The following is a 22,841-nucleotide window of genomic DNA, read 5'->3' as shown; positions in this document are numbered from 1 at the left end:
CGTTTTTTTGTCTGCCGCGAATCTGTGGATCTGCAATCTATTTTCAGGAGCAAACATGCAACGCATTCTACTGTTATTGCCCTTGCTGCTGGCTTTGCTGGCTGGTGCGGCTTTTGCCGCGCCCGGAGAGCAGCGGGTTTTGACGCGTCTGCCCAACGGGCTTTCTGTGTATATCATCAAGGACAGCCGTTTTCCGCTTGTGGCCACCCGCCTCTATGTGCGTACTGGCTCGGTGAACGAAGACGCCAAGCAGGCTGGTATCAGCCATCTGCTTGAACACATGGTTTTCAAGGGTACAGAGCACCGCCCCAAAGGACAGGTGGCGCGTGATGTGGAGGCTCTGGGCGGGTATCTTAACGCCGCCACCAGCTTTGACAAAACCTGGTACATGACAGACATGCCCGCCGCGCACTGGCGCATGGGCATGGATGTGGTGAAGGAAATGGCCTTTCAGGCCTCTCTGGATCCCAAGGAACTGGAATCGGAAAAGGAAGTGGTGATTTCCGAGCTTGAGCGCGACCAGGATTCGCCCATGAGCAGGCTGTTTGAAAGTCTGCAAGTTTCCACCCTTCAGAATACTGTGTACGGACGCCCCATCATCGGTTTCAAGGAAACCGTGCGGGCCATTACCGCCGACGACCTGCGCGCCTATGTGCAGCGCTGGTATCAGCCGCAAAACATGATGTTGCTGGTTGCGGGCGATATTGATCCGCAGGCTGTGATGCAGCACGCGCAGGAACTTTTTGGCGGCATGGCCAATACCAACGATTTTGTCGCTCCGCCCGCTGTTGATCTGCGCAATGCCCCCGGCGGCCCCCGTGTGGAGGTGGTGCGCGGCCCCTGGAACAAGATTTACCTTGGGCTGGCCTTTCCCGCGCCCGCACTGCGCGATCTGCGCTCGGTGGATCTTGATGTGCTGAGCTATCTGCTTGGCGGCGACGGAACCTCTCTGCTGACCCGCAAGTACGAGTACGAAAAGCAGCTTGTGGACGGCCTGAATGTGGGCAACATGAGCCTTGACCGTGCGGGCATGCTGTACGTGACCGCCAATCTGGCCCCCGAAAAACTCGATGCCTTCTGGCAGGGCCTCACCGCAGATCTTGCCAAACTCAAGGCCGCTGACTTCAAGCCAGAGGCCCTGAAACGCGCCCGCTACAATCTTGAGGACAGCATGGACCGCTCGGCGGAAACGCTCAATGGTCTTGCTTCGTGGCTTGGTTCTGTGCAGTTCGAGCTGGGCGGTGACCAGGCAGAACAAAATCTGCGTTTCACGCAGCGCAATGTGTCGCAGGCTCAGGTGCAGCAGGCCATTGATCTGTGGCTTGATCCCAGCCTTGTGCGTGTGCGTGTGCTTGCGCCGCAAAACGCCAAACTGCCTGATTTTGAGGCCATTTTGCAGAAAAACTGGCCCGCCAGCGCATCGGCCTCGGCTGCAAGGCAGGCTACAGCAGCGGCAGGGCAGCAGGAAGTGGTCGATCTTGGCCAGGGGCGCACGGTTATTCTTATTCCCGACGCAACCGTGCCCTACGTGGCCATGGATATGATGCTGCCTGGCGGCAATGCCCTGCTCAAGCCCGATCAGCAGGGGCTGGCCGAGCTCACTGCCAGTACCCTTGGCGACGGCTGCGGCAAGCTGGACGCGCAGGCTGTTGAAAAATACTTTGCCGACCGCGCCGCCTCGTTGAGCGCCAAGGCGGGCCTGCAAACCTTTACCATATCGCTGACCGGCCCTGCGCGCTTTAATGCCGATTATTTTTCCATGCTGGGCGATGTACTCGGCAAACCCCGTTTTGAGGCCAAGGAGATCAAGCGCGAGGCAGAAAACATGAAGGCGGCCATTCGCCAGCGTGCCGACCGGCCCACCTCGTACCTGTTCTCGCGGGTAAATCCCTTCCTCTTCCCTGGCGGCCAGGCCTACGGCTATGATTCGCTGGGCACAGAGGCCAATCTTGGCAAGTTTGCGCCCAAGGATGTGCGCGGCTTCTGGGACAGGCAGATCGTGCAGCCCTGGGTGCTTGCGGTGGCTGGCGATTTTGACCGCGAGGCCGTGCTTGCCTTTGCCCGCAGCCTGCCCACGCCCGATGGCAAGGGATTTGCGCTGGCAGCTCCCTCGTGGGGGGATGCCCGCAATCTTGATCTGCACCTGCCGGGCCGCAATCAGGCGCATGTGCTTCAGGTTTTCAAGGCCGTGCCCTATACGCACCCAGATGCCCCGGCGCTCATGCTTTTGCAGTCGGTGCTTTCTGGCCAGAGCGGGCTTTTGTTCAGCAAAATGCGTGACGAGGAAGGCCTTGGCTACACGGTTACGGCTTTTTACCGGGCCATGCCCCAGGCGGGCATGATGGCCTTTTACATTGGCACAACGCCCGACAAGGTTGACCAGTCGCGTGAGGGTTTTGCCAAAATTATTGCCGATATCAAGGCAAAACCCCTGCCCGCAGAACTGCTGGAGAGCGGGGCCAACCGCCTGCTGGGCGAGTACTATCGTGACAAGCAGAGCCTGGATGCCAGGGCTGGCGTAGCCGCCACAGATTCTGTGCTTGGCCTGCCGCGCGATTTTAGCAAATCGCTTATCGACAAGGCCGCCAAGCTCACCCCGGCAGAAATTCAGGCTGTGGCGCAAAAATATCTGGATGAAAAGAACCTGTACAACATGATTCTGCTGCCCTAGGCAGAATATCTGGTGTGTAAAAAGTCCGTATCGGCAGGCCGCGTATGCCTTTCTGGCATTGGCAGAAAGGCGGGCCGCGCCGATACGGACTTTTGCCCTATCGGTAGGGCATATTTGCACAACCCCCGGTTTCTCATACAAAAAAAGTTTTTGCGGGCGAATTTTTCGGCAGTTAGCGGGCAAATAAAAATGTCAAGACTGCCCTAAGTACCCAAGCGGTATGGGTGCCATCTTGAAAAGAGGGCAGGGGTAGAGTAGGTTCTTCCCTGCGCTTATGGAGCTGCCCTCTACTGAGGGCTCGCGCAGGCTTCGGCTGCATTCGCAGTGCTGTGGTCTGAGGCGGCAGCGCCGTGTGGGCTTGTGCCCTGGGGCATGGCGAAATGTTTCATAAGTACCAATCACGCCACAGAAGTTGCGGATCGTGTGCCTGATCTGGCAGCCAGCAAGGGCGAACAATTTTGTTCATGCCCTCTCTGTTTTGCGGCCTGCGGGCAGTGAAAAAATGGGCAATTAAGAAATTTATTTAATTAAAACAGGCTGTTGTTTTGAGCCTTGGACATGTTTTTTTAGTGCATTCATTGACAGGGTGCAATTCTTTTGAGATTTTCTAGACATTGAAAGCGCCATGAGCTTAATAGGGAATTCCCGTGAAAATCGGGAGCGGACCCGCCGCCGTATGCCTTTTAACAACCGCGTTTCATCTCGCGCCACTGGGTAAAACCGGGAAGGCCGAAACGTGGCAGGCAAAGCCGGAAGACCTGCTTTCAACCGTTCTTAGAAAAGGATCGTCTGCAACGGGCTTTTGCAGAAGAACCGCCACAAATGGGCCAGATATGGCCTGTCCGCACGTGATTTCGGGCGGCCTTTTTGTTCATAGCCCACAAGTTGGAGCCAACAGCACATGCTCGCCAGCATTATAAAGCGCGATGGCACGGAAGTGCCTTTTGATTCGGTCAAGATTCTTAATGCCATCACCAAGGCCAACCAGGCTGTTGGCGGTGAAGACATGTCCCCCACCGACCTGCTTTTTGTCACTGAAAAGGTGTGCAAAAAGCTGGAGTCGCGCAATTTGAAGCATGTGGAAGAGATTCAGGATATTGTTGAAGAAACCCTGATTCAGTACGACTACGCCAAGAGCGCCAAGGCCTACATTCTTTACCGCGCAGAGCATACGAAAATCCGCAACGCGGAATCGTATCTCATGGATATTTATAAAAAACTTACCTATTCGCCTGCTCTTCAGGAAGACATAAAGCGCGAAAACGCCAACATAGACGGCGATACGGCCATGGGAACCATGCTCAAGTACGGTTCTGAAGGCTCCAAGTTTTTTATTGATAACTACATTTTGCCCAAGGATGCCTCTGCCGCACACCTCAACGGCGACATCCACATTCATGACAAAGATTTTTACATGCTCACGGAAACGTGCTGCCAGATTGACCTTATCCCGCTGTTCAAAAACGGTTTTTCCACGGGGCATGGGCATTTGCGCGAGCCCAATTCCATCGAGAGCTATTCTGCCCTTGCCTGCATTGCCATTCAGGCCAACCAGAATGAAATGCACGGCGGCCAGAGCGTGCCGCACTTTGATTTTGCCATGGCTGAGGGCGTCATAAAGACCTATCGCAAGGAATACGAACGCGCCTTTGCCGCCTTTTTGCGCATTGCCGACAACCTTGATGAACAGGCTGCCATAGACGCTGCCAGAGCCCATATCGGTTTGTTGCCCGAAGGCCCGCGCCTTGGCACGTGCGATGCCTTTGGCACGGCCCTGGTGGCTGCCGTTGACGAGGCGCAGCGCTCCATGGTGCAGCGCGCCCACGCCTATGCAGCGGGCGAAGCCCTCAAATACACCGAGCGCCGCACCTATCAGGCCATGGAAGCACTGATCCATAACCTGAATACCATGAATTCGCGTGCGGGCGCTCAGGTTCCCTTCAGCTCCATCAACTACGGCACCGATATTTCTGCCGAGGGCCGTATGGTGGTCAAAAACCTGCTGCGCGCCACCAAGGCAGGGCTTGGCAATGGTGAAACCTCCATTTTTCCCGTGCAGATTTTCAAGGTCAAGGCCGGGGTCAACTATAACCCCGAAGACCCCAACTACGACCTTTTCAAGCAGGCCATGGACGTCTCGGCCATGCGGCTTTTCCCCAATTTCAGCTTTCTCGATGCGCCCTACAACCTTCAGTATTACCGCGAAGGCGACTATAATACCGAGGTGGCCTACATGGGTTGCCGCACCCGCGTGCTTGGCAACGTGTACGACAAGGATCGGCAGGTAACCTGTGGCCGTGGCAACCTGAGCTTCACGTCCATCAATCTGCCGCGTCTGGGCCTGGACGCGCGCGGTGATCTTGACCGTTTTTACGCCCAGCTGGACGACAAGATTGATCTGGTATTTCGCCAGTTGCTGCACAGGCTCAAGATTCAGAGCGCCAAAAAGGTGCGCAACTATCCCTTCCTCATGGGCGAGGGCATCTGGCTTGATTCTGGCAAGCTTGGGTGGGACGACAGCATTGAAGAAGTGCTCAAGCACGGCACGCTGACCGTGGGCTTTATTGGTCTGGCCGAAACGCTCAAGGCTCTTGTGGGCAAGCACCACGGCGAGAGCGAAGAAGCCCAGAAGCTGGGTATTGAAATCGTTACGCATCTGCGTAAGCGCTGCGACGACGAAGCAGAGAAAACCGGCCTCAATTTTTCACTTATTGCCACCCCGGCAGAAAGCCTCAGTGGCCGTTTTGTGAATCTCGACAAGGCCAAGTTCGGCTGCATCCCCGGCATTACCGACAAGGACTATTACACAAATTCCTTCCATGTGCCTGTGTACTGCCCCATCAAGGCTTTTAAAAAGATACAGATCGAGGCCCCGTACCACGCCCTGACCAATGCAGGCCACATTACCTATGTGGAGCTGGACGGTGACACCTGCAAGAACCTTGAGGCCTTTGAAAGCATTATTCGCTACATGCATGACAATGGCGTTGGCTACGGCTCCATCAACCATCCGCTCGACCGCGACCCGGTCTGCGGTTATGTGGGCGTGATAAACGGTGCCTGCCCCCGCTGTGGACGCAGGGAAGGCGAGGGCGTAAGCGCCGAACTGCTTGACGAATTACGTAAAAAATTCCCGCACACCCCCAAGTGGGACTAGCGGTCGCATACATTTTTTTAACAACTTTTGCATTTTAGTAAGGAGAGAGCACATGCTGATGAAATCGCGTCTGTTCGAGGAAACCAAGCCCGCACAGAAACTTGTTGGGCAGGATGTGGGTTTTGAACGCACCCGCCGCATCACTGGTTACCTTGTGGGAACGCTTGACCGTTTCAACAATGCCAAACGCTCTGAAGAGCGTGACCGCGTCAAGCATGCCTGAAGCAGGCAAAACCGCGCTTATGCGGGTTTCGGGCATTGTGGATGAATCCATAGTGGACGGGCCGGGGCTGCGGTATGTAGTGTTTACGCAGGGTTGTCCGCACCACTGTAAGGGGTGCCACAACCCGCAGACGCACAGTTTTGAGGGCGGCTTTCTGCTATCGGCAGAGGCCGCCCTTGACCAGTTGCAGGAAAATCCCCTGCTGTCTGGCATTACGCTTTCTGGCGGCGAGCCCTTTGAGCAGGCCGAGGCACTCTGTGCCCTGGCCCAAGGCGCAAAGGCCCTGGGCAAAAGCGTGATGACCTACACTGGCTATGTTTTTGAGGACTTGCTGGCCCGCAACGATCCCTGGACAAACCGGTTGCTGGAATTGACGGATATTCTTGTGGATGGCCCGTACAGGGAAGAACTGCGTGATCTCGAATTGCAGTTCAGGGGCAGCGCAAACCAGCGCCTTCTTGACCGCGCCGAAAGAGAAAAGCTGGCGGCTGCATTCTACGGCCGCTAACGCTGCGATACTGCTTAAAGCCCGCGCAGGCTGCGCCCTATCAACCCCGCTTGTGCGGGGCTTTTTTGTTTGTAGCGCGAGAAGGCGTAGAAAATTCTGCGAGAGGAGGGGTAGGGGGCAGAAGCGGTAAGGGAGCCACACGGCACAATGTACGGTGTCGCTGCCGTAGCCCAAATGCCTTGCCCTGTGCTGAGGCAAGGCTATTTACAGCAGATTTCCGCCCTGGTCACATAGGGAGCAATGCCCGCATCCATGCGCTGAATATGTTCCACAAGCCATGTTTTGAGGTATTCCAGCAGGGCGATATCAATAAAAGCCTTGCCGTCAAGTACGGCATCACGAAGCTGGGTGACTGTTTTGCGGAACTGCTGGTGTTCTTCGAGGTGCTTGTCTGCCAGCGGATAGGTCGAGCGGGTGAAATACATTTCTTCGGTCGCAAAATGGGTAAAGGCATACCCCGTGAGTTCGTCAAGAATCTCTAGCAGCAGATTTTTGTCGCAACCATTCTGCATGCCACGGTGCAGCTTGTTGATGTAGGAGACAAGCAGTTTGTGCTGGCCGTCAATGACGGGAATACTCGTGTTGTAGCAATCCTTCCACAGAAAAACCTCCGGTAGCGCAGATTCTGGATTGTCGGCCTGCACGGCATTGCCCCAGAACTGCCCCGCGTGCAGCAGGGCGCATTCGCTTCGGTGCAGCTCTGCCGCCAGCTTTATAAATAATTGCGGGTCATGCATCTGCCTTGAGCTGCTGTGGCCTTGGTCTGCAACCGATGTGGCCAGCCCGATCAGCTGAGTCTGCGCCTTGCGCAGCACTTCTAGGGCAGCCTGTTGCGCCTGCAATGTTACAGCGCGGTTCTCGCGCAATTCCTGTATCTCGTGCAGCAGTTTTTTACGGGCATCCTGCGCTTCGCTGGCATCGTGCTGCAAAGCCACTTCATGCGCACGCAGGCTGTCTTCGAGTGCGCGCACAATATCGCACGAAGCTCCAATAGCAGGAATATCGGTGCAGCCCGTGCGGGATACTGCTGTGGTCAGCGTGCGCAGGGGCCGTAACAGGTATTTGTAGAGCAGGCCCAGGCCGCAGGCAGAAAAGACGAGCGAAAGGACAACCGCAGCATTCGAGAAGGGCGGCGTAAGTTGCAGGGCAATAATGCCAGCGAGGGGGGCTATGATTAAAAAAATGATTGGAACGCCCATAGGTGCTCCTTGTGAGGGCGCAGCAGTGTTGGCCCTGTTGGAGTTTTAGGCAGCTCCGGCAGATTCGTTGCATAATCTGCGCATGACAACAAAGTTTGCAGCGGCCCGGCGCTGGGCGCGAATGCGGGCTCTGTTGACCCGCACCACGTTGTCGGCAAGCAATGCCACCACGTTGACATCAAGGTAGCTGAGCTCGGCCATGGATTCGATGATTCTCATGGCCTCGGCCAGGGGCATGCCCGCACGGTAAGGGCGGTCTTCTGTCAGGGCAGTAAAAACGTCTGCCACGGCAATAATGCGCATGGGCAGGCTCAGGCTGGCCGCACGTATGCCGTGGGGATACCCCGTGCCATCAAGGCGCTCGTGGTGCCTGCCGCCCCATTCACATACGCAGGTAAATCCGGGTATGGAGCCTAGCAGATCAAGGCTTGTTTCTGCATGTTGCTGGATCTGCGCGAGTTCTTCGGGGTCGAGGGCCGATGGTTTTTCCAGAATTTCAAGCGGAATGGCAAGCTTGCCAATATCGTGCAGCAGCCCGGCAATAAACATGGTTGTGAGATCATCTGTGTCGGCCATGCGGCTGAGTTTGAGCAGCATGCGTGCCGTGTGCGCCACACCAAGAGAATGTGTGGCCGTAAAGGGGCTTTTGGAGTCGATGGTTTGCGAAAACAGGCCGCACAGGTCAACAAGCTGCACCGGGCCAAGAATTACTGAACCAAAAATTGACGCCAGATGCTCCTGCATGCGTTGTGGGCTGTTCAGGCGGGCAACAAGATCCGCATCGTCGGCAAGGCTGTTCAGGGCAGCTAGGCAGGCGGGCGCGTATTCGCGCTGTTTGGCCTGAAGTGAGGCGCAGATATGGCGCAGATCGGGAGCATTTCTCGTGCGCAGGGCAACATCTAGCCTGTCGGCCAGATATATGCAGTTGGCAGGCAGGGCATTCTGGCTGTCATTATCGTAGCTGCACCATTCAGTGTGGTGGTGCAACACCATGTCGCAGACAGGGCGGGGCAGACCGGCGGTTTTGCAAAAGGCCCAGCCAGCCCGGCAGTGCTGGCCCTTGTTGTGCTCGAATATAAGATCGCGTGTATCGCTTTTTAGCGGTATGGCGCCAATATCGTGCAGCATGCTGGCCATGAGCATGTATTTGCGTGTGGAGTGAGAGAGACGCAGGCGTTCGGCAAGAGCCTGACCCAAAAAGGCAACACGCAGGTGATGCCCCGCAAGAACAGGCGAAACCATATCAAGCGCGCGGGAAAACCCCATAAGAAGATCGAAAAGGCGAATCGAACGCATGCAAAACTGTCTCCCAAAACTGAGCAGCTAATCAAAGTAAAAAGATAGGTCATTCTGTCTTCGGAAGCAATAGCCTTTGCGCTACTGTGGCACCACGAAAACAAAAAAATCCATTTGGGGAAAATTTCCTCGTGCCGCGGATGGAAAGATGCTGGGCTGGTCTATCTGTGACAGCTGCCGAGCGGCTCAAAAAGGCAGCGCCGCACCCGTGGGCTACGGCACTGCCTTTTCATGTATTGCAGCCTGTTTAGCCAATGTGGCTTGGGCGCTCTAATCCTTGAAGGGCGAAATCATGCGCAGGGTTTTGATGACATCGGGGAAGTTTTCGATAACAAAATCAACTTCTTCCTGCGTGGAGTAGCGCGAAAGCGAAAGGCGGATGGAGCCGTGCGCGTAGGTAAAGGGCACGCCCATGGCGCGCAGTACGTGCGAGGGCTCAAGGCTGCCCGATGTGCAGGCAGAGCCAGAGCTGGCGCACACACCAAGCCGGTCAAGCATCAGCAGTATGGCTTCGCCTTCCACATTCTTAAAGGCGATATTGGTGGTATTGGGCAGGCGGTTTTCCACGTCGCCGTTGACCATGCAATCAGAAATCCGCTCCAGCAGGCCTTTTTCAAGCCTGTCACGCAGCATGGCCACGTTGACGCGTTCTTCCTGCATATGGTCGGCGGCAAGCTTGGCCGCAGCGCCAAGGCCAACAATGTAGGGCACGTTTTCAGTGCCAGCCCGGCGGCCTTTTTCCTGATGCCCTCCCCGCAGGAAGGGGCGGAAGCGCACACCCTTGCGTACATAGAGCACGCCAATACCCTTGGGTGCATGCAGCTTGTGGCCAGAGAGCGAAAGCATGTCTGCGGGCAGATGGGCAAGGTCAATGGGGGTTTTGCCCACGGCCTGCACGGCGTCTGTGTGGAACAGTACGCCCTTTTCTTTTGCCATTTCTGCCATGCGCTGGATGGGATAGATATTGCCCACCTCGTTGTTGGCAAACATGATTGATGCCAGCGCCGTGTCGGGCGTGAGGGCAGCCGCGTATTCGTCCAGATCAAGGCGGCCCTTGTTGTCTACCCCAAGATAGGTAACGCGGTAGCCCTGGCGTTCCCAGTGCTGCATGACGCTGAGAATGGCCGGATGTTCCACCCGTGTGGTGATAAGGTGGCGCTTTTCGGGCTGGGTCTGGATGGCCGACCAGATGGCGGCATTGTCGCTTTCTGACCCGCACGAGGTAAAGATTATTTCGTCCGGGCTGGCCCCCAGCAGATTCGCCATGGTTTCGCGCGCGGTTTCAACCGCGTCCGCCACTTGCCCGCCAAAGGTGTGCATGCTTGAAGGGTTGCCATAAAATTCGCCAAGATAGGGCAATATGGCTTCGCGAACTTCAGGCGCTATGGCCGTTGTGGCATTGTTGTCAAAATAGATGGTCTTCATGGCGGTTAGGCCTCCTCAACCACGATGTCGGCTTCAACATGCTCGCGCAGCAGACGCTGCACCAGATCGCGGATAGTAACCTCGCTCGAACGGCAGTGCGCGCAACGCCCCTTGAGGGCAACCACAATGCGCAGGCCGTCCACATCCACCAGTTCAATATCGCCGCCGTCAGCAGCGAGCTGCGGGCGAATTTCTTCATCAATGGTCTTGAGCACCAGCTGCATGCGCTGCACATTGGTGAGGCGCGGCTTGGGCTTGAGCTCTACCAGGGGCTTTTGCTTGAGCTGTGCGGCCAGGATTTCGCCAATTTCGTCAAGGCATTCGCCGCAAGCGCCGCCAGCCTTGGTGTAGTTGGTAATTTCCTCAACGGTCTTGAGGCCGTTTTCTGTGATGGCGCGTATGATCTGTGCATCGGTAATGCCAAAGCACTTGCACACAAGCTTGCCTTCTTCATGGGCGTGCGGCACGGGGGGCTCGCCCTTCCACTGACGGATTGCGGCTTCAAGCGCCTCTTGCCCCATGACGGAGCAGTGCATTTTCTGTTTGGGCAGACCGCCAAGGGCATTGGTAATGTCCTTGTTGGTGATTTTGAGGGCGTCTTCCACCGACATGCCCTTTACCATATCTGTGAGTACAGAGCTGGAGGCAATGGCGCTGGCGCAGCCAAAGGTTTCAAAGCTGGCTTCTTCAATAATCTGCTGATCATTGATCTTGAGATATAGCTTGAGGGCGTCACCACAGGTAAGGCTGCCCACTTCGCCGATGGCATTGGCACCTTCAAGGGGGCCCACATTGTGCGGATGCAGAAAGTGGTCGTGAACTTCTTTAGTGTAATTCCACATGATTGCCTCCCGTTACGGAGCATTTCTCTGATTCAATTATTTCCTGCAAGGTGCGCTTTTGCAGAAATGAGCGTATGTGAGCATCAAGCTCTGTCCAGAAGCCCCGTGTAGAACAGTTGGCCTCGCGCTGACAGTGGCGCCCCTTGCTCAGGCAACGCACTGGGGAGATCTCTCCCTCAAGGTGCTGAAAGACATCTTCTATGTTAATGTCTGCCGGTGATTTGGCAAGTGAGTAGCCGCCACCAGAACCACGCACAGCCCTGAGAATGCCCATGGGGCGCAGAGCCCGCACTATCTGTTCCAGATAGCCCGAAGAAATGTTTTCTTCGCGGGCCACCTGCCCCAGTTGCAAAAGAGAGCCTTGGGGCTGGGCCGCCAGACGCAGCAAAAAGCGCAATCCGTAACGGGTTCTGGTAGAAAATCGCATAGGCATCCTCGTGTATCCTTTAGTTCAGGAAGGTGTTTTTCTTACTGGCCCTGCCGGGTGCGGCCAATGGCGGTGAGGCTGAATGGAGTTTCCTGATAGACGTAGTAGTTGAGCCAGTTGCAATAAAACAAATGTGCGTGTGCCCGCCAGTTAACGCGCGGCAGATTGGCAGGATCATTGCCGGGGTAGTAGTGGCTGGGGGGGATGGGGTTCATGCCCCGCTCCTGGTCGCGTCTGAATTCCGCATCCAGGGTGTCCCTGTCGTACTCCAGGTGGCCGGTCATGAAGACCTGTGAGTGGTCATGGCTTTCGGCAAGGGCCAGGCCCGCTTCTGGCGATTCGGCAAGAATACGCAATCCGGGCTGCTTGAGCAGATCATTGGCGCGCACCTCTGTGTGGCGGGAATGGGGGGCCGTGAACGAATCGTCAAAACCCCGGAACAGACGGCAACCGGGCTGCAAAATTTCGTGCTCAAACACCCCCGAAACCTTGGCAGGCAAGGTGTATTTGGGAATACCGTAAAAATGGTACAGGGCCGCCTGCGCCGCCCAGCAGATGTACAGGGTAGAGTACACGCGGCTTTGCGCAAAGGCCATGATGTCCAGCAGTTCGTGCCAGTAGTCCACATCTTCAAACGGCAGATGTTCAACGGGTGCGCCGGTCACGATCATGCCGTCAAAACTGCCGTGGCGAATTTCGGCAAAGGTTTTGTAAAAACGCTCAAGGTGCTGGGCCGGCGTGTTTTTTGATTCGTGGGCTTCGGTGCGCAGCAGGGTAATGTTGACCTGCAAGGGCGAATTACTCAAAAGACGCAGCAGTTGCGTTTCTGTGGCGATCTTGGTGGGCATGAGGTTGACTATGGCGATTTCCAGCGGGCGAATGTCCTGCTGGACGGCGCGGTCTTCCGTCATCACAAAAATATTTTCGCTCTCAAGCGCTGCACAGGCGGGAAGATCCGCAGGAATCTTGATAGGCATGTTTATGATCCTTTACAGAAAAGCAGTCTTTTGGCAGCGCTTTTTCACTGCCCATCACGTCCCTGCTGTGGGCTAAGGTTTATGGGCACTTAGGTTAATTTAAGCCCGCCCTAAAAACATAGCACTACACTATGTTTTGTCAAGGCGGGCTCAATCATTTTTTTACATGGGCAAAGAGCGCCCACAGCGAAAATCAGATTGCTGATTACAATTGTACAATATGCGTCTCCGGCGTCAAGGTGCTTCCTGCGGCCTCAATGGCGCTGTGAACAAGGCGTTCAAGCCCGCCGCAGCAGGGTACGCTCATGCGCAGAACGGTAATGCCCGCAATGCCGCCGTTTTTGATAATGGCTGTCAGCTTTTCTTTCAGCACTTCATTGTCTTCAAGCTTGGGGCAGGCAATAACGGGCACGCGCCCACGCATCCACTCAGTGTGCAGGTTGGGCAGGGCAAAGCCTGCGCAGTGGGCGGCCAGCAAAATGTTTGCACCCTTCAAAAATGGTGCGGTAGGCGGCAGCAAGCGCAGCTGTATGGGCCAGGTGGGAACCTGCGCCCGCAAATCTCCACCAGCGCCAGCAGTGGCAGGGCCACCCACGAGCGGCGTGAGCGTGCGTGCCATGCTGCCGGGGCAACCGCCGTGGGGCCGGTGGGGTGCGGCAGCGCCCTCGCGCTTGGCCTTGGCGGCCAGCGCCGCTTCTTCGTCAAATTCGGGGGCATCCCTTTCCACAAGGCGCAGTGCGCCTTCGGGACAGTTGAGACAGGCCCCCAGGCCATCGCAAAACACATCGCTGATAAGCTTGGCCTTGCCGTCAATGATGGCAAGAGCGCCCTCGGCACAGTCGAGCACGCACTTTCCGCAGCCGTTGCACTTTTCTTCGTCGATCTCGATGATGGGACGTTTCATGCTATGCCTCCATTGCAAGGCGTGTCAGCGCCTCTGGCGTTTCGATGACATGATCTGCCTGGGCCGCGCGCAGTTCTTCTGCACCGCGAAAACCCCAAGCAACACCGATTGAGGTCATACCCGCGTTGCGGGCGGTGAATATGTCCACATTGCTGTCACCAACATAAAAGCCTGCCGAAGGCAAAACGGCCATCTGGCGCAGCATGTCAAGGGGGGCAGCGGCCTCTGGTTTGAGAGGAACACCCTCGCGGCCTCCGCGCACAAGGGCAAAAGGCACGTCGGGAAAGTAACGGCGAACCAGCTCAACCGTGAGATCGTCGGGCTTGTTTGAAAGCACCGCCAGGGCGTGACCTTGACTGGCCAGGGCATGCAGGGCCTCGGTAATGCCTTTGTAGGGCTTTGTGCGCACGCACATGTTGTTGCCATACTGGGCGCGGGCCTCGGCAATCAGCGCAGCGAGATCGCCAGAAGAAAGTCTGGCGGCTTCCCCATCGGGCAGGGCATCTCCAACAAGCTTGTGAAAGCCTCGTCCCACGTAGAACCTGTACTTTGACAGGGCGTGGACGGGGTAACCGTGGCTGGCAAGAACATCGTTGCAGGCCTGGCCAATGTCTTCCAGGCTGTCAACCAGCGTTCCGTCCAGATCAAAAAGAAAAGCTCTCATGTTTGCTCCTGTGGGCCCTGCAAGCGGGTCCACGTACATTAGCTGAAAAGTGTATTAAATCACAAGTACACAATGGGTATTTATGCGACAAAAATAGCCATGTGTAATATTTTCAATGTGTTAAAAACCTCTCGTATGGGCCGTGGAATGCAATTTTGGCAACAAACTGCTGTTTTTCCATAGCTGGACAGAAATTTCACCCATTGATAGAACACTATCACGGGCAAAAGACACTGTATGTGACGCCCGTCACGGAGGATCTATGGCAAGACATATTTTGAGTATCAAAGGTCTTGGTGAAAAGGCTTCCTGGTTACTTGTGCAGCAGGCTCTGGGAATGCCAGAACCAAAGCTGCAAACTGATTTTATGGCCCAGCGTGTGGCCTTGCTGATGTTTTCGCAGCATTCGCTGCCAGAGCGGCTGTGTGTGTCGGCGGCGGTGCGGCAAATGGGCGGCGCAGTTGTGTACGAAGGCAACCGTGGCAGCTGGCGCACCGAAATGAGCGATTACCAGGAGCAGCTGCTGCCGGTGTTCAGCTATTACATCGACTGCCTGTACATGTATGGCCTGCCCGTGGGCGGCTGGGACATGGAGGCCTCGTGCCTGCGCTTTCCGCTGATCAATGCGGGCAGCCCCGATGCGCACCCTGCGCACGCCCTGGCCGATATTGCCTGCATGTTGCGCAATTCCCGCTATCTTGATGGCGTCACCTGCGCCTGGATTGGCTGCGTCAACGGCACGCTGCATTCGCTTATTGAAGCAACGGCGTGGTTTCCTTTTGCCTTGCGTGTGGCTGTGCCTTCGCATACAGATATTGCGCCGCTCAGGGAGGCTGTGGCCCGGCTTGGTACATCTGTTACCTTTGTTGAAACCCCTGAAGAAGCCGTGCGCGGGGCCAACTATGTTTTTGCGGGCTGCCGCAGCGGCCTGACCGATGAAGAACGCGACCACTGGCGTGTGGAACCCGCACTGCTTGCCAAAGCGGCGGGAGATGTGCGCCTGATGCTGAGCGCTTCGCCGGTGGCGGCCATTGGCGTGGATGATTCCATACTTGCAAGCAAGGCCTCTCTGCTGGTGCAGCAGGCAGAATACCGCTTGCGGGTACACAAACGTATGTTGCACTGGGTGTTTCTTGATAATGAAAGCGGGATCTAGTTTATGGGTTTGATCAACAGGCAGGACAGTTTTAACGGTCTGCCGGCATTTGCGGCGGTTTGTAACAACAACGGAACTTCAAATCCGGGTGAGGGCGGCAATGCCGCCTTCGGGGCTGTGGGAACCGTGCTCACCGCCAAAGAACTGATTGAGTTTATTCAGGTTTTTTCTTCTACCTTGCTTGGGGCAGGCGGGCAGACCACGCGTGTGGACCGTACCGCCTGCCGCATAGCACGGGCCTATGGCTTTGAGGTGGAACTGGCGATTTTTCCCAAGCACCTCATGCTCTCGGTTATCAAGCCCGCCGAGGGGGGCATTCCTGCGGAACGGCGTACTGCGGTGAGCTCCATTGTTTCGGGTGCGCCAAACTTTCAGCGGGTAGCCGCGCTCACCGCCTTGAGCTGGAGCATAGCCGACGAGGGCCTCAGCCTTGACGATGCGCGTCAGCGTTTCAGCGCCATCTGCGCCGTGCCCACTCTCAACCCCGTGCTGCTGCGTTTTCTTGTGGCCTGCGCCAATGCGGCATTTTGCGGATTGTTTAACGGTGATCTGCCCGCCATGGGCCTGGTCTTTATTGCAACCCTGCTGGGCTTTTATCTGCGGCAAAAGCTGTTGCACTGCGGCCTTGATCACAAGGTAACCTTTTTTTTGTGTTCATTTGCGGCATCGCTGCTGGCGTCGCTGGGTGTTGTGCTGCAACTGGGCAGCACACCGCAAACCGCCATTGCAGCCAGTGTGCTCTTTCTTATCCCCGGTATCCCGCTTATCAACGCCATGCTGGATATTCTTGACGGCCATGTGCTCATGGGCGTTTCACGGCTTATTCAGGCAAGCACGCTGATCATCTGCATTGCCCTGGGGTTGGCCACAACCATGCTGCTTATGGGAGTGGACTCGCTATGATGCTGGTGGATTGCCTTACCGATGGCTTTTTGGCGGCGGTTGCCGCCGTGGGGTTTGCTGCCATATCGCGGCCCACAAAGCGCATTGCCGTGATGGCCGGGCTGCTGGCCGCTGCCGGGCATATGAGCCGGTTCCTGCTTTTGCAGGCCCATGTGGGCATTGCCAGCGCTTCGTTGTGTGCCGGGCTGATAATTTCTTTTTGCAGCATGCCCATTGCCCGGCGGTGTCATACCCCGGCTGAGATGTTTGTGTTTCCCGCTCTGTTGCCCATGATTCCCGGCATGTTTGCCTACAAGGCCATTCTGGCTACGCTCAAGTTTCTCAACACTGCCGGTACTACGCAGGGAGAGGCTGTGCTGGTGAGCGTGGTCTATAACGGGCTGACGGCCTTTTTTATCATGTGTGCTCTGGCAATCGGGGCCATACTGCCCTTGCTGCTCTTTCACCGTGAGGCCCCGCTGGGGCGCACGCTGCACAGGCTGAGCCAGAACAGCAAAACCGTGTAGGGTGGGATGGCGCGGATTGCGCCGCAGTACGGCAGATTACGGCCTGTCAGCGCCCGAAACGGCTTGCTGATAGGCCGCGTACAAAGAACCACAGCCCCGATGTGCGCGAGCACGTTGGGGCTGTTTTGTCGTGTATGCTGGTGACGCTGATTATGCTGGTTGGCCAGATGTGGTCAGCCCCCGATGGCAGAAAAAGCCCGCCACCAGGCCACGGCCACAATCAGGGCTGTGGCGGCCCCAGCCCACCATTGACCAAGCCCTGCCCGGTTGTTGCGTACCCGCCAGGCCTCAAAGGCTCCCAGTACCAGCCCGCAGCCAAGCCCGGCCAGGTGGGCTGCATAATCGGTGTTATCGCCTTCTGTGCCAAGCATTGCCAGCAACGCAGCGGCGGCGGCAACGGGCAACATGGCCTTGCGCCTGCCTTGTTGCTGGCAGGCCATATAGCCAGAAACAGCGCCAATGCTGGCAAAAAGCGCGGTTGAAAAACCCAGGCTGAGCACAGGGCGCGGGCGCAGCAATACCGTAAGGCCGTTGCCCAAAGCGCCGCCAAGCAGGGTAAGCCACAAGGCCCTGCCAATGCCCGTAAGCCGCGCCAGAAGCGTGAGAAATATGGAGCCAAAGGCCACATTGCCGCACAGGTGGGTAAGGCTGGCGTGCAGGGTAAGCGCGGTGACAGTTCTGTACCACTCGTTGAAAACGCGAACCCGCACGGCATCAAGAATGCCCGCCGCATTCCACGTTTCTGCTGCTGGCAGCCACAGGGGCGTATGCCACCAGCCCACGCGCCAGCCGTGCCACAGTATGCTGGGCAGCAGGGCCAGGGCGACCAGAAAGGCGTGTGGATAGACCGGGAGGGGCGGCGGTTGCGGAGCGGGAGAGGTGCTTTCTTTTACAAAGGCTCCCAGTTCAATCAGGGCATTGTTTTCCAGCAGTGCGGGCACATAGATGTATTCCCTGCCGCTCAACTGGATGGTCTGGTGAGGTATGCCGCAGGCATTGAGCACCAAGAGCCACTCTCGAAAGCGTGTGTACCGGGTTGTACCCTGGGTACTGGCAACAGGGCGCCAGTCGAGGGGCAGGCTGTTGGGCCTGCGCCGCAAGCGCCAGTAGCGCGAAAAGGCAAATGCTCTTGGTTGTGTGCGCATAAGCAAAAAAGCCCCGGCAGAAACCTGTCGGGGCTAAAAGCTGCAAAAGACGGGCGATTAGGCCTGCTTACGCACCGTGGGCTTAACCACAACGCCAGAGCGCAGGCAACGGGTGCACACCGAAAGGGTGCGAACGCTGCCGTCGGGGAACTGGTGACGCACGCGCTGCAAATTGGGGTTGAAGCGGCGCTTGGTCTTGATGTTGGAGTGGCTCACAAGATTGCCGACCTGGGGCTTTTTGCCGCAAAAGATGCATTCCTTGCTCATACTTTCCTCCGTATATGCAAAAAAACAGTTCGTTTCAAATGCGGCATAAAACTAGGCCCGCGCCGAAAAAAATGACAGCGCTGCAAATGGGCGTAACCGCGCGAAAAGGTCATATAGCTCATGCACTATGGAAAGGCAAGAAATTTTCTCAAAAAAAGGTTGCCAGACTGCACGCCTTGCCATCGTAGCGGTCTGAAATTGCTCATCGGCCATGTTCCAAGCCTTGTGTATTGCCGCCATGGCAGGGCAATACCGTGTGTAAACCCCGCAATTTCACAGGCTGCGGCTAAAACCGTTCCTTGTGTGTACGGGCCCAGTCTGCGGCATCAAGCTGGCGGGGTTGCTTGATTTCATCCTTGTGCCCGATAGCCAGAAGACACAATACCCCATAATTTTCTGGAATGCCAAGGGTTTTGCGAACCTCGGCCTCGGCGGATCTGTCGCCGTTGGTGCGCAGGCGCATTTGCACCCATGTGGATCCCAGACCCAGCCGTTCTGCCTCAAGCTGCACCAGTATGGCTGCGATAGAGGCATTTTCGACCCACACGTCGGCCTTGAGCGTATCTGCCGTTACAGCCAGCACCAGGGCTGCCGTGCGCAGGGGCATGGTGCCAGAATCCCGGCAGGCTGCCAGGGTTTCGATTGTGGTCTTGTCGCGCACAGCCACAAGCTCAACGGGCCGGGTGTCCTTGGAAGAAGGGGCCAGCAGAGCAGCGGCAAGAAGCTTTTCAAGGTGCTCATCGCTCACTGCCTGTGCCGTAAATTTACGAATGCTGCGGCGGTTGCTCAACAGTTCGATCATGGGAACCTCACTAGATGGAAGACTGAAATGCAGAAAGGGGGCCGTAGCCCCCTTTATCTTTACATTCTGGCAGATATTGCCTGTTTGCCCTGTTCGCCTGATCCCATGGATGAGGCCTTGGACGTGGCCAGTGAATATATTTCGTGCGGGTCTAGAATCAGAATGACCGAACCGTCGCCCATGATTGTTGCACCAGAAATGCCCTTGAGATCACCAAGGTACGCGCCCAGGGGCTTGATAACTATTTCCTGGCGCTCCAGCAGCCGGTCGACCACAAGGCCCAAACGGCGTTCATTGTCATGAATGACCACAACTGAGAGCACATCGGGCAGAGGATCGGTGCGGGGTAGGCCCAGCATTTCAGAAAGTTCAACAACGCCAAGCACTTCACCGCGAAGGGTAACGGCCTTGCGCCCTTTGACATCTGTGAGGCGCACAGCTTCGATCTTGGTGGTTTCAGAAACGGCATCAAGGGGAATGGCGTACATCTGACCGGAAACATTGACCATAAGTGCGTCAATAATTGCCAGGGTGAGGGGCAGGCTCAGTGTAAAACGCGTGCCCTTGCCCACCTCGGAGTAGGTGTTGACGCTGCCCTTGAGGTTTTTGATGTTGGTACGCACCACGTCCATGCCCACGCCACGGCCAGAAATATCAGTGATCTTTTCTGCCGAGGAAAAACCGGGGGCAAAGATGAGCTCAAGCGATTCGCGGTCATCAAGCTGCGCGGCTTCTTCGGGGGTGACAACTCCCTTGCGCACGGCAATCTCGCGCATCTTTGCGGGGTCGATGCCCTTGCCGTCGTCCTCAATTTCAATGGCGACAGAGTTGCCCTTGTGGAAGGCGCGCAGCACCACCTTGCCCTTGGCGGGCTTGCCAGCTGCAAGACGCTGTTCTTCGGGCTCGATACCGTGGTCAACAGAGTTGCGGATAAGGTGAACGAGGGGGTCGCCGATAACTTCCACCACGCTTTTATCCAGCTCTGTTTCTTCACCTTCCATGATCAGGTCCACTTCCTTGTCGCTTTTGCGCGAAAGGTCGCGCACCAGCCTGGGGAAGCGTGAAAAAACGGAAGAAACCGGAACCATGCGCACCTTCATGATGGTGTCTTGCAGATCATCAGAAATGCGCGCCATGGCATAGGTGGTTTCAGAGAGACTTTGGGCAACCTGCGAAATATCCACATCGTGCCCGCTGTCTTCAAGTGAGCGGGCGATAAGGGTGTACCTGTTACGGTTGATGATGAGCTCGCCGATCAGGTTCATGAGATGGTCGAGGCGCTCATGGTCAACGCGAATGGTAGAAGACCCCTTGTGATTTTCCTGGGCAGGGGCCGCCGCCGCAGCTGCGGGCTTTGCTGCCGCCGGAGCAGCAGGCTTTGCCGCAGCCGATGCCGCTGGAGCGGCAGGCTTTGCTGCTGCTGGAGCAGCGGGCTTTGCCGCTGCTGGAGCAGCGGGCTTTGCTGCCGCCGGAGCAGCTGGCTTTGCTGCCGCCGGAGCGGCAGGCTTGGCAGACTCAGCGGGCTTTTCCTGCGGGGCAGGCGTTGCAGCGGCGGGTTCTGCCGTGGCTGCCTGCTGTGGCTTTTCAGCCTCTGCTTTTTCAGTCTCTGGCTCGGCAGCTGGCGTTGTGGCCGGTTCGGCAGGGGTCTTGGCAGCAGAGTTGTTTTCTGCACTCGCCTGCGGCTGTTCAGGGGCTTGCCTGGCATCGGCCCCAGGGGCCGCCTGAGCCGAGGGGTGTGCCGCTTCATCAATCTTCTGCTGGATCATATCCTTGATGATGGCAACTTCCTGTTCCAGCAGGCCAACCATAAGTTCAAAATCAATGCCGGTGCTGCGTCCCTTGTCCACAATGCCCGCCGTGCGCTCGGCGTAGACCTTGATTTCTTCAAAATCCATGAAGGCGCAGGCATTTTTGACCGCCATAAGGCAGCGGAAGAGGGCGTCGATGGATTCTTTGTGGCTGCCGTCTTTCTTGAGCGTTTCAAGGGCGGCATGCACGATTTCGAGCTGCTGGCGCACGGTAGCGCGAAAAGCGTCAAGATCGTCGTTTTCAGTGCCAACGGCGATGATGGTGGGCATGACCACCTCAACGGGGGCATGCGCCTTCTGTTCGGCAGCATCGTCCGCTTTCTGCTCGGCAGCGCCGTTCTGGCTGGCCTGAGCTTCAAGCAGCTCCTTGGGCAGAGATATGGGGCCACCGGTCTGCGCCAGCTGCAACTGCTTGACCACTGGGGCAATAATAAAGGGCGTGGCCGTGCCTGCTTCTATATTGATTCGCTGTACCAGCGCTTCGAGCACGTCCACCACAAGCAGCAACAGGTCGATAAGCTCGTGGGTGGGCGTAATCTTGCCCTGACGAACATTGTTGAGCAGAGTTTCTGCTTCGTGGGTAAGGGCATTAAGTTCGGGGTAGCCGATAATGCCACTGTTGCCCTTCATGTTATGGAAAAAGCGGAAGATATCGTTGACCAGTTCATCGCGGCCAATGGGATTTTCTTCCAGATCCAGCAGGGCATTGGTAAGATTTTCGATGGTATCGTTGGATTCATCAATAAAATCTTTCAGGTGGCCTTCGCCAAAGGCCGTGAGCGAGTATGCCGGAATTTCGGGCAGGGTGAGCACCCATTCCTTGCCAGATATGGCAGGGCCAGCCGAATTCTTTATTGACCCGCCACCATTGCTCGGTTCGTCAGTGGCATCTGCGGCATCTACGACATCTGCGACATCTGTGGCATCTGTGTCATCAACGGGAGCGGCTTCGTAGGCAGTCTCTGCCGGTGATTCTGCCTCTATGGTTTCTTGAGCAGAAATTTCGTCAGCCTGGGGCGCGTCATCAGCCTCTGGGGCCGCTTCAGCCTCAACCACCATCTGCGGCGCGGTTTCGCCTGCCATGATGGCGTCAATCTGCGCCTTGATATGGTCAATTTCCACGTCGCCTTCGGCGTTGGTGGATTCAAGATTGTCGATCATCTGGCGCAGGGCATCGGTGGATGCCAGAATGACATCCATGATTTCCGAAGTCACAACCATTGTACCCTTGCGCAGCTCGTCCAGAATGTTTTCTGACTTATGCGCAAGCTGGTTGATACGGTTCAGCCCAAGAAAACCCGATGCGCCCTTGAGAGAGTGCATCGGGCGAAAGATATCATTCAGCAGGGCAAGGTTGTCCGGAGCTTTTTCAAGCTCAAGAAGATTCGGCTCGATGGTTTCGAGATGTTCTTTGGCTTCCGCGATAAAGTCGGCGAAAAGTTCCGGATCAAAAAATTCCTGGCTCATAACCTATACCTTTATATGGCTGAAAGCACACTATTGCCCGAATTGGACATATACTGTCTTTCTTATCGGCTAGCCCAGAAGCATCTTTATATTACGAACCATTTTTTCAGGCTGGGCCGGCTTAACCATGTAAAGGTTGGCACCAAGGCTCATGCCTGTCTGAATGTCCTTTTCCTGACCTTCTGTGGAAAGCACAATAATGGGAATGTCCTTATAGGCATCCTGAGCGCGAATTGTTCTGATAAACGTAAAGCCATCCATGCGGGGCATGTTTACGTCTGAAACGATAAGATCCACAGGCTCAAGGCTGTAGAGCTTTTCAATAGCGTCCATGCCGTCCTCGGCAGTGCTTACCTTGAAGCCTTCGCCTTTCAGAACAAAAGCCACCAGGTTACGGATAGTTTTGGAGTCGTCTACGACCATAATATGTTTTTTCATTTGTGTGATCCTGTCCGTCTGATGTTGGCTGCCGTATAAAAATTCACCGAACTCTA

General features: G+C 56.3%; 20 protein-coding genes and 1 riboswitch. Of the genes, 7 read left to right on the top strand and 13 right to left on the bottom strand.

Translation table 11 applies throughout. The annotated features are described in order from the left end of the window. The first annotated feature begins 55 nt into the window (after window positions 1-55). The 4 genes from ACE3NW_RS10455 (at window position 56) to nrdG (ending at window position 6,559) form a co-directional block, all read left to right on the top strand. Window positions 56-2,671, top strand: coding sequence for a M16 family metallopeptidase (locus ACE3NW_RS10455; protein WP_374283114.1), 2,616 nt, complete (start codon window positions 56-58; stop codon window positions 2,669-2,671). Between the two features lie 601 nt (window positions 2,672-3,272). Continuing rightward, a riboswitch (cobalamin riboswitch) is annotated at window positions 3,273-3,452 on the top strand. A 120-nt stretch (window positions 3,453-3,572) separates the two neighbouring features. After that, entirely contained in the window at window positions 3,573-5,828 is a 2,256-nt protein-coding gene (locus ACE3NW_RS10450; RefSeq protein WP_374283112.1) for an anaerobic ribonucleoside triphosphate reductase, read from the top strand. Window positions 5,829-5,880: 52 nt separating this feature from the next. Continuing rightward, on the top strand, window positions 5,881-6,051 hold the full coding sequence (gene nrdD / locus ACE3NW_RS10445; RefSeq protein WP_034605181.1) for an anaerobic ribonucleoside-triphosphate reductase: 171 nt from the start codon (window positions 5,881-5,883) through the stop codon (window positions 6,049-6,051). Further along, window positions 6,044-6,559 carry an anaerobic ribonucleoside-triphosphate reductase activating protein gene (gene nrdG / locus ACE3NW_RS10440; protein ID WP_374283109.1) on the top strand — a complete coding sequence of 172 codons (516 nt, stop codon included), beginning with the start codon at window positions 6,044-6,046 and terminating at the stop codon, window positions 6,557-6,559. Before nrdD ends, nrdG begins: the two co-directional genes overlap by 8 nt. A gap of 200 nt (window positions 6,560-6,759) precedes the next feature. On the opposite strand, the gene ACE3NW_RS10435 is transcribed toward nrdG, so the two are convergent. The 8 genes from ACE3NW_RS10435 to ACE3NW_RS10400 all read right to left on the bottom strand — a co-directional run bounded on the left by ACE3NW_RS10435 (window position 6,760) and on the right by ACE3NW_RS10400 (window position 14,293). Further along, window positions 6,760-7,758: a bacteriohemerythrin gene (locus ACE3NW_RS10435; protein ID WP_374283107.1), complete on the bottom strand. Its 999-nt coding sequence runs from the start codon at window positions 7,756-7,758 to the stop codon at window positions 6,760-6,762. A 45-nt stretch (window positions 7,759-7,803) separates the two neighbouring features. After that, the gene (locus ACE3NW_RS10430) at window positions 7,804-9,054 is read right to left on the bottom strand and encodes an HD-GYP domain-containing protein (RefSeq protein WP_374283105.1); all 1,251 of its coding nucleotides are present in this window, start codon (window positions 9,052-9,054) and stop codon (window positions 7,804-7,806) included. Between the two features lie 270 nt (window positions 9,055-9,324). Beyond that, entirely contained in the window at window positions 9,325-10,479 is a 1,155-nt protein-coding gene (gene nifS, locus ACE3NW_RS10425; protein ID WP_374283103.1) for a cysteine desulfurase NifS, read from the bottom strand. A 5-nt stretch (window positions 10,480-10,484) separates the two neighbouring features. Then, window positions 10,485-11,321 (bottom strand): Fe-S cluster assembly protein NifU, encoded by an 837-nt coding sequence (gene nifU, locus ACE3NW_RS10420; protein ID WP_374283100.1) that lies wholly within the window; start codon window positions 11,319-11,321, stop codon window positions 10,485-10,487. Further along, entirely contained in the window at window positions 11,305-11,748 is a 444-nt protein-coding gene (locus tag ACE3NW_RS10415; RefSeq protein WP_374283098.1) for an Rrf2 family transcriptional regulator, read from the bottom strand. Before ACE3NW_RS10415 ends, nifU begins: the two co-directional genes overlap by 17 nt. Window positions 11,749-11,789: 41 nt before the next feature. Beyond that, window positions 11,790-12,725, bottom strand: a complete 936-nt coding sequence (gene metA, locus ACE3NW_RS10410) for a homoserine O-succinyltransferase (RefSeq protein WP_374283096.1) — start codon at window positions 12,723-12,725, stop codon at window positions 11,790-11,792. A gap of 205 nt (window positions 12,726-12,930) precedes the next feature. Next, entirely contained in the window at window positions 12,931-13,629 is a 699-nt protein-coding gene (locus tag ACE3NW_RS10405; protein ID WP_374283094.1) for an ATP-binding protein, read from the bottom strand. A 1-nt stretch (window position 13,630) separates the two neighbouring features. Then, the gene (locus ACE3NW_RS10400) at window positions 13,631-14,293 is read right to left on the bottom strand and encodes an HAD family hydrolase (protein ID WP_374283092.1); all 663 of its coding nucleotides are present in this window, start codon (window positions 14,291-14,293) and stop codon (window positions 13,631-13,633) included. Window positions 14,294-14,555: 262 nt separating this feature from the next. Here ACE3NW_RS10400 and ACE3NW_RS10395 point away from each other — a divergent pair, with 262 nt between their 5' ends. Genes ACE3NW_RS10395 through ACE3NW_RS10385 form a run of 3 tightly spaced genes read left to right on the top strand, consistent with a single transcriptional unit; the run spans window position 14,556 to window position 16,858 of the window. Continuing rightward, on the top strand, window positions 14,556-15,449 hold the full coding sequence (locus ACE3NW_RS10395) for an ornithine carbamoyltransferase (RefSeq protein WP_374283090.1): 894 nt from the start codon (window positions 14,556-14,558) through the stop codon (window positions 15,447-15,449). Window positions 15,450-15,452: 3 nt separating this feature from the next. Next, window positions 15,453-16,352, top strand: a complete 900-nt coding sequence (locus ACE3NW_RS10390) for a threonine/serine exporter family protein (RefSeq protein WP_374283088.1) — start codon at window positions 15,453-15,455, stop codon at window positions 16,350-16,352. Next, window positions 16,349-16,858 carry a threonine/serine exporter family protein gene (locus tag ACE3NW_RS10385; RefSeq protein ID WP_374283086.1) on the top strand — a complete coding sequence of 170 codons (510 nt, stop codon included), beginning with the start codon at window positions 16,349-16,351 and terminating at the stop codon, window positions 16,856-16,858. Before ACE3NW_RS10390 ends, ACE3NW_RS10385 begins: the two co-directional genes overlap by 4 nt. A gap of 173 nt (window positions 16,859-17,031) precedes the next feature. On the opposite strand, the gene ACE3NW_RS10380 is transcribed toward ACE3NW_RS10385, so the two are convergent. The 5 genes from ACE3NW_RS10380 to ACE3NW_RS10360 all read right to left on the bottom strand — a co-directional run bounded on the left by ACE3NW_RS10380 (window position 17,032) and on the right by ACE3NW_RS10360 (window position 22,785). Then, window positions 17,032-18,003 carry a rhomboid family intramembrane serine protease gene (locus ACE3NW_RS10380; RefSeq protein ID WP_374283084.1) on the bottom strand — a complete coding sequence of 324 codons (972 nt, stop codon included), beginning with the start codon at window positions 18,001-18,003 and terminating at the stop codon, window positions 17,032-17,034. A gap of 57 nt (window positions 18,004-18,060) precedes the next feature. Further along, on the bottom strand, window positions 18,061-18,270 hold the full coding sequence (gene rpmB, locus ACE3NW_RS10375) for a 50S ribosomal protein L28 (RefSeq protein ID WP_027180796.1): 210 nt from the start codon (window positions 18,268-18,270) through the stop codon (window positions 18,061-18,063). A gap of 286 nt (window positions 18,271-18,556) precedes the next feature. Beyond that, the gene (locus ACE3NW_RS10370; RefSeq protein WP_374283081.1) at window positions 18,557-19,072 is read right to left on the bottom strand and encodes a nitroreductase family protein; all 516 of its coding nucleotides are present in this window, start codon (window positions 19,070-19,072) and stop codon (window positions 18,557-18,559) included. 59 nt (window positions 19,073-19,131) lie between these two features. Beyond that, window positions 19,132-22,347: an Hpt domain-containing protein gene (locus tag ACE3NW_RS10365; RefSeq protein WP_374283078.1), complete on the bottom strand. Its 3,216-nt coding sequence runs from the start codon at window positions 22,345-22,347 to the stop codon at window positions 19,132-19,134. A 69-nt stretch (window positions 22,348-22,416) separates the two neighbouring features. After that, window positions 22,417-22,785: a response regulator gene (locus tag ACE3NW_RS10360; RefSeq protein WP_291332335.1), complete on the bottom strand. Its 369-nt coding sequence runs from the start codon at window positions 22,783-22,785 to the stop codon at window positions 22,417-22,419. Window positions 22,786-22,841 lie beyond the last annotated feature (56 nt).

The organism is Desulfovibrio sp. (assembly GCF_041907885.1).
Lineage (GTDB): Bacteria > Desulfobacterota > Desulfovibrionia > Desulfovibrionales > Desulfovibrionaceae > Desulfovibrio.
The sequence above is the reverse complement of the archived record's forward strand: the minus strand, read 5'-3'. Positions and strand labels throughout refer to the sequence as shown.

Excerpts from the sequence above, each read along its gene's own strand:
- ACE3NW_RS10385 (WP_374283086.1), top strand. The coding sequence starts at position 16,349 with ATGATGCTGGTGGATTGCCTTACCGATGGCTTTTTGGCGGCGGTTGCC.
- ACE3NW_RS10390 (WP_374283088.1), top strand. The coding sequence starts at position 15,453 with ATGGGTTTGATCAACAGGCAGGACAGTTTTAACGGTCTGCCGGCATTT.
- ACE3NW_RS10400 (WP_374283092.1), bottom strand. The coding sequence starts at position 14,293 with ATGAGAGCTTTTCTTTTTGATCTGGACGGAACGCTGGTTGACAGCCTG.
- ACE3NW_RS10360 (WP_291332335.1), bottom strand. The coding sequence starts at position 22,785 with ATGAAAAAACATATTATGGTCGTAGACGACTCCAAAACTATCCGTAAC.
- nrdD (WP_034605181.1), top strand. The coding sequence starts at position 5,881 with ATGCTGATGAAATCGCGTCTGTTCGAGGAAACCAAGCCCGCACAGAAA.
- ACE3NW_RS10365 (WP_374283078.1), bottom strand. The coding sequence starts at position 22,347 with ATGAGCCAGGAATTTTTTGATCCGGAACTTTTCGCCGACTTTATCGCG.
- rpmB (WP_027180796.1), bottom strand. The coding sequence starts at position 18,270 with ATGAGCAAGGAATGCATCTTTTGCGGCAAAAAGCCCCAGGTCGGCAAT.
- nifU (WP_374283100.1), bottom strand. The coding sequence starts at position 11,321 with ATGTGGAATTACACTAAAGAAGTTCACGACCACTTTCTGCATCCGCAC.
- nrdG (WP_374283109.1), top strand. The coding sequence starts at position 6,044 with ATGCCTGAAGCAGGCAAAACCGCGCTTATGCGGGTTTCGGGCATTGTG.
- ACE3NW_RS10415 (WP_374283098.1), bottom strand. The coding sequence starts at position 11,748 with ATGCGATTTTCTACCAGAACCCGTTACGGATTGCGCTTTTTGCTGCGT.
- ACE3NW_RS10405 (WP_374283094.1), bottom strand. The coding sequence starts at position 13,629 with ATGAAACGTCCCATCATCGAGATCGACGAAGAAAAGTGCAACGGCTGC.
- ACE3NW_RS10370 (WP_374283081.1), bottom strand. The coding sequence starts at position 19,072 with ATGATCGAACTGTTGAGCAACCGCCGCAGCATTCGTAAATTTACGGCA.
- ACE3NW_RS10380 (WP_374283084.1), bottom strand. The coding sequence starts at position 18,003 with ATGCGCACACAACCAAGAGCATTTGCCTTTTCGCGCTACTGGCGCTTG.
- ACE3NW_RS10435 (WP_374283107.1), bottom strand. The coding sequence starts at position 7,758 with ATGGGCGTTCCAATCATTTTTTTAATCATAGCCCCCCTCGCTGGCATT.
- ACE3NW_RS10395 (WP_374283090.1), top strand. The coding sequence starts at position 14,556 with ATGGCAAGACATATTTTGAGTATCAAAGGTCTTGGTGAAAAGGCTTCC.
- ACE3NW_RS10450 (WP_374283112.1), top strand. The coding sequence starts at position 3,573 with ATGCTCGCCAGCATTATAAAGCGCGATGGCACGGAAGTGCCTTTTGAT.
- metA (WP_374283096.1), bottom strand. The coding sequence starts at position 12,725 with ATGCCTATCAAGATTCCTGCGGATCTTCCCGCCTGTGCAGCGCTTGAG.
- nifS (WP_374283103.1), bottom strand. The coding sequence starts at position 10,479 with ATGAAGACCATCTATTTTGACAACAATGCCACAACGGCCATAGCGCCT.
- ACE3NW_RS10430 (WP_374283105.1), bottom strand. The coding sequence starts at position 9,054 with ATGCGTTCGATTCGCCTTTTCGATCTTCTTATGGGGTTTTCCCGCGCG.
- ACE3NW_RS10455 (WP_374283114.1), top strand. The coding sequence starts at position 56 with ATGCAACGCATTCTACTGTTATTGCCCTTGCTGCTGGCTTTGCTGGCT.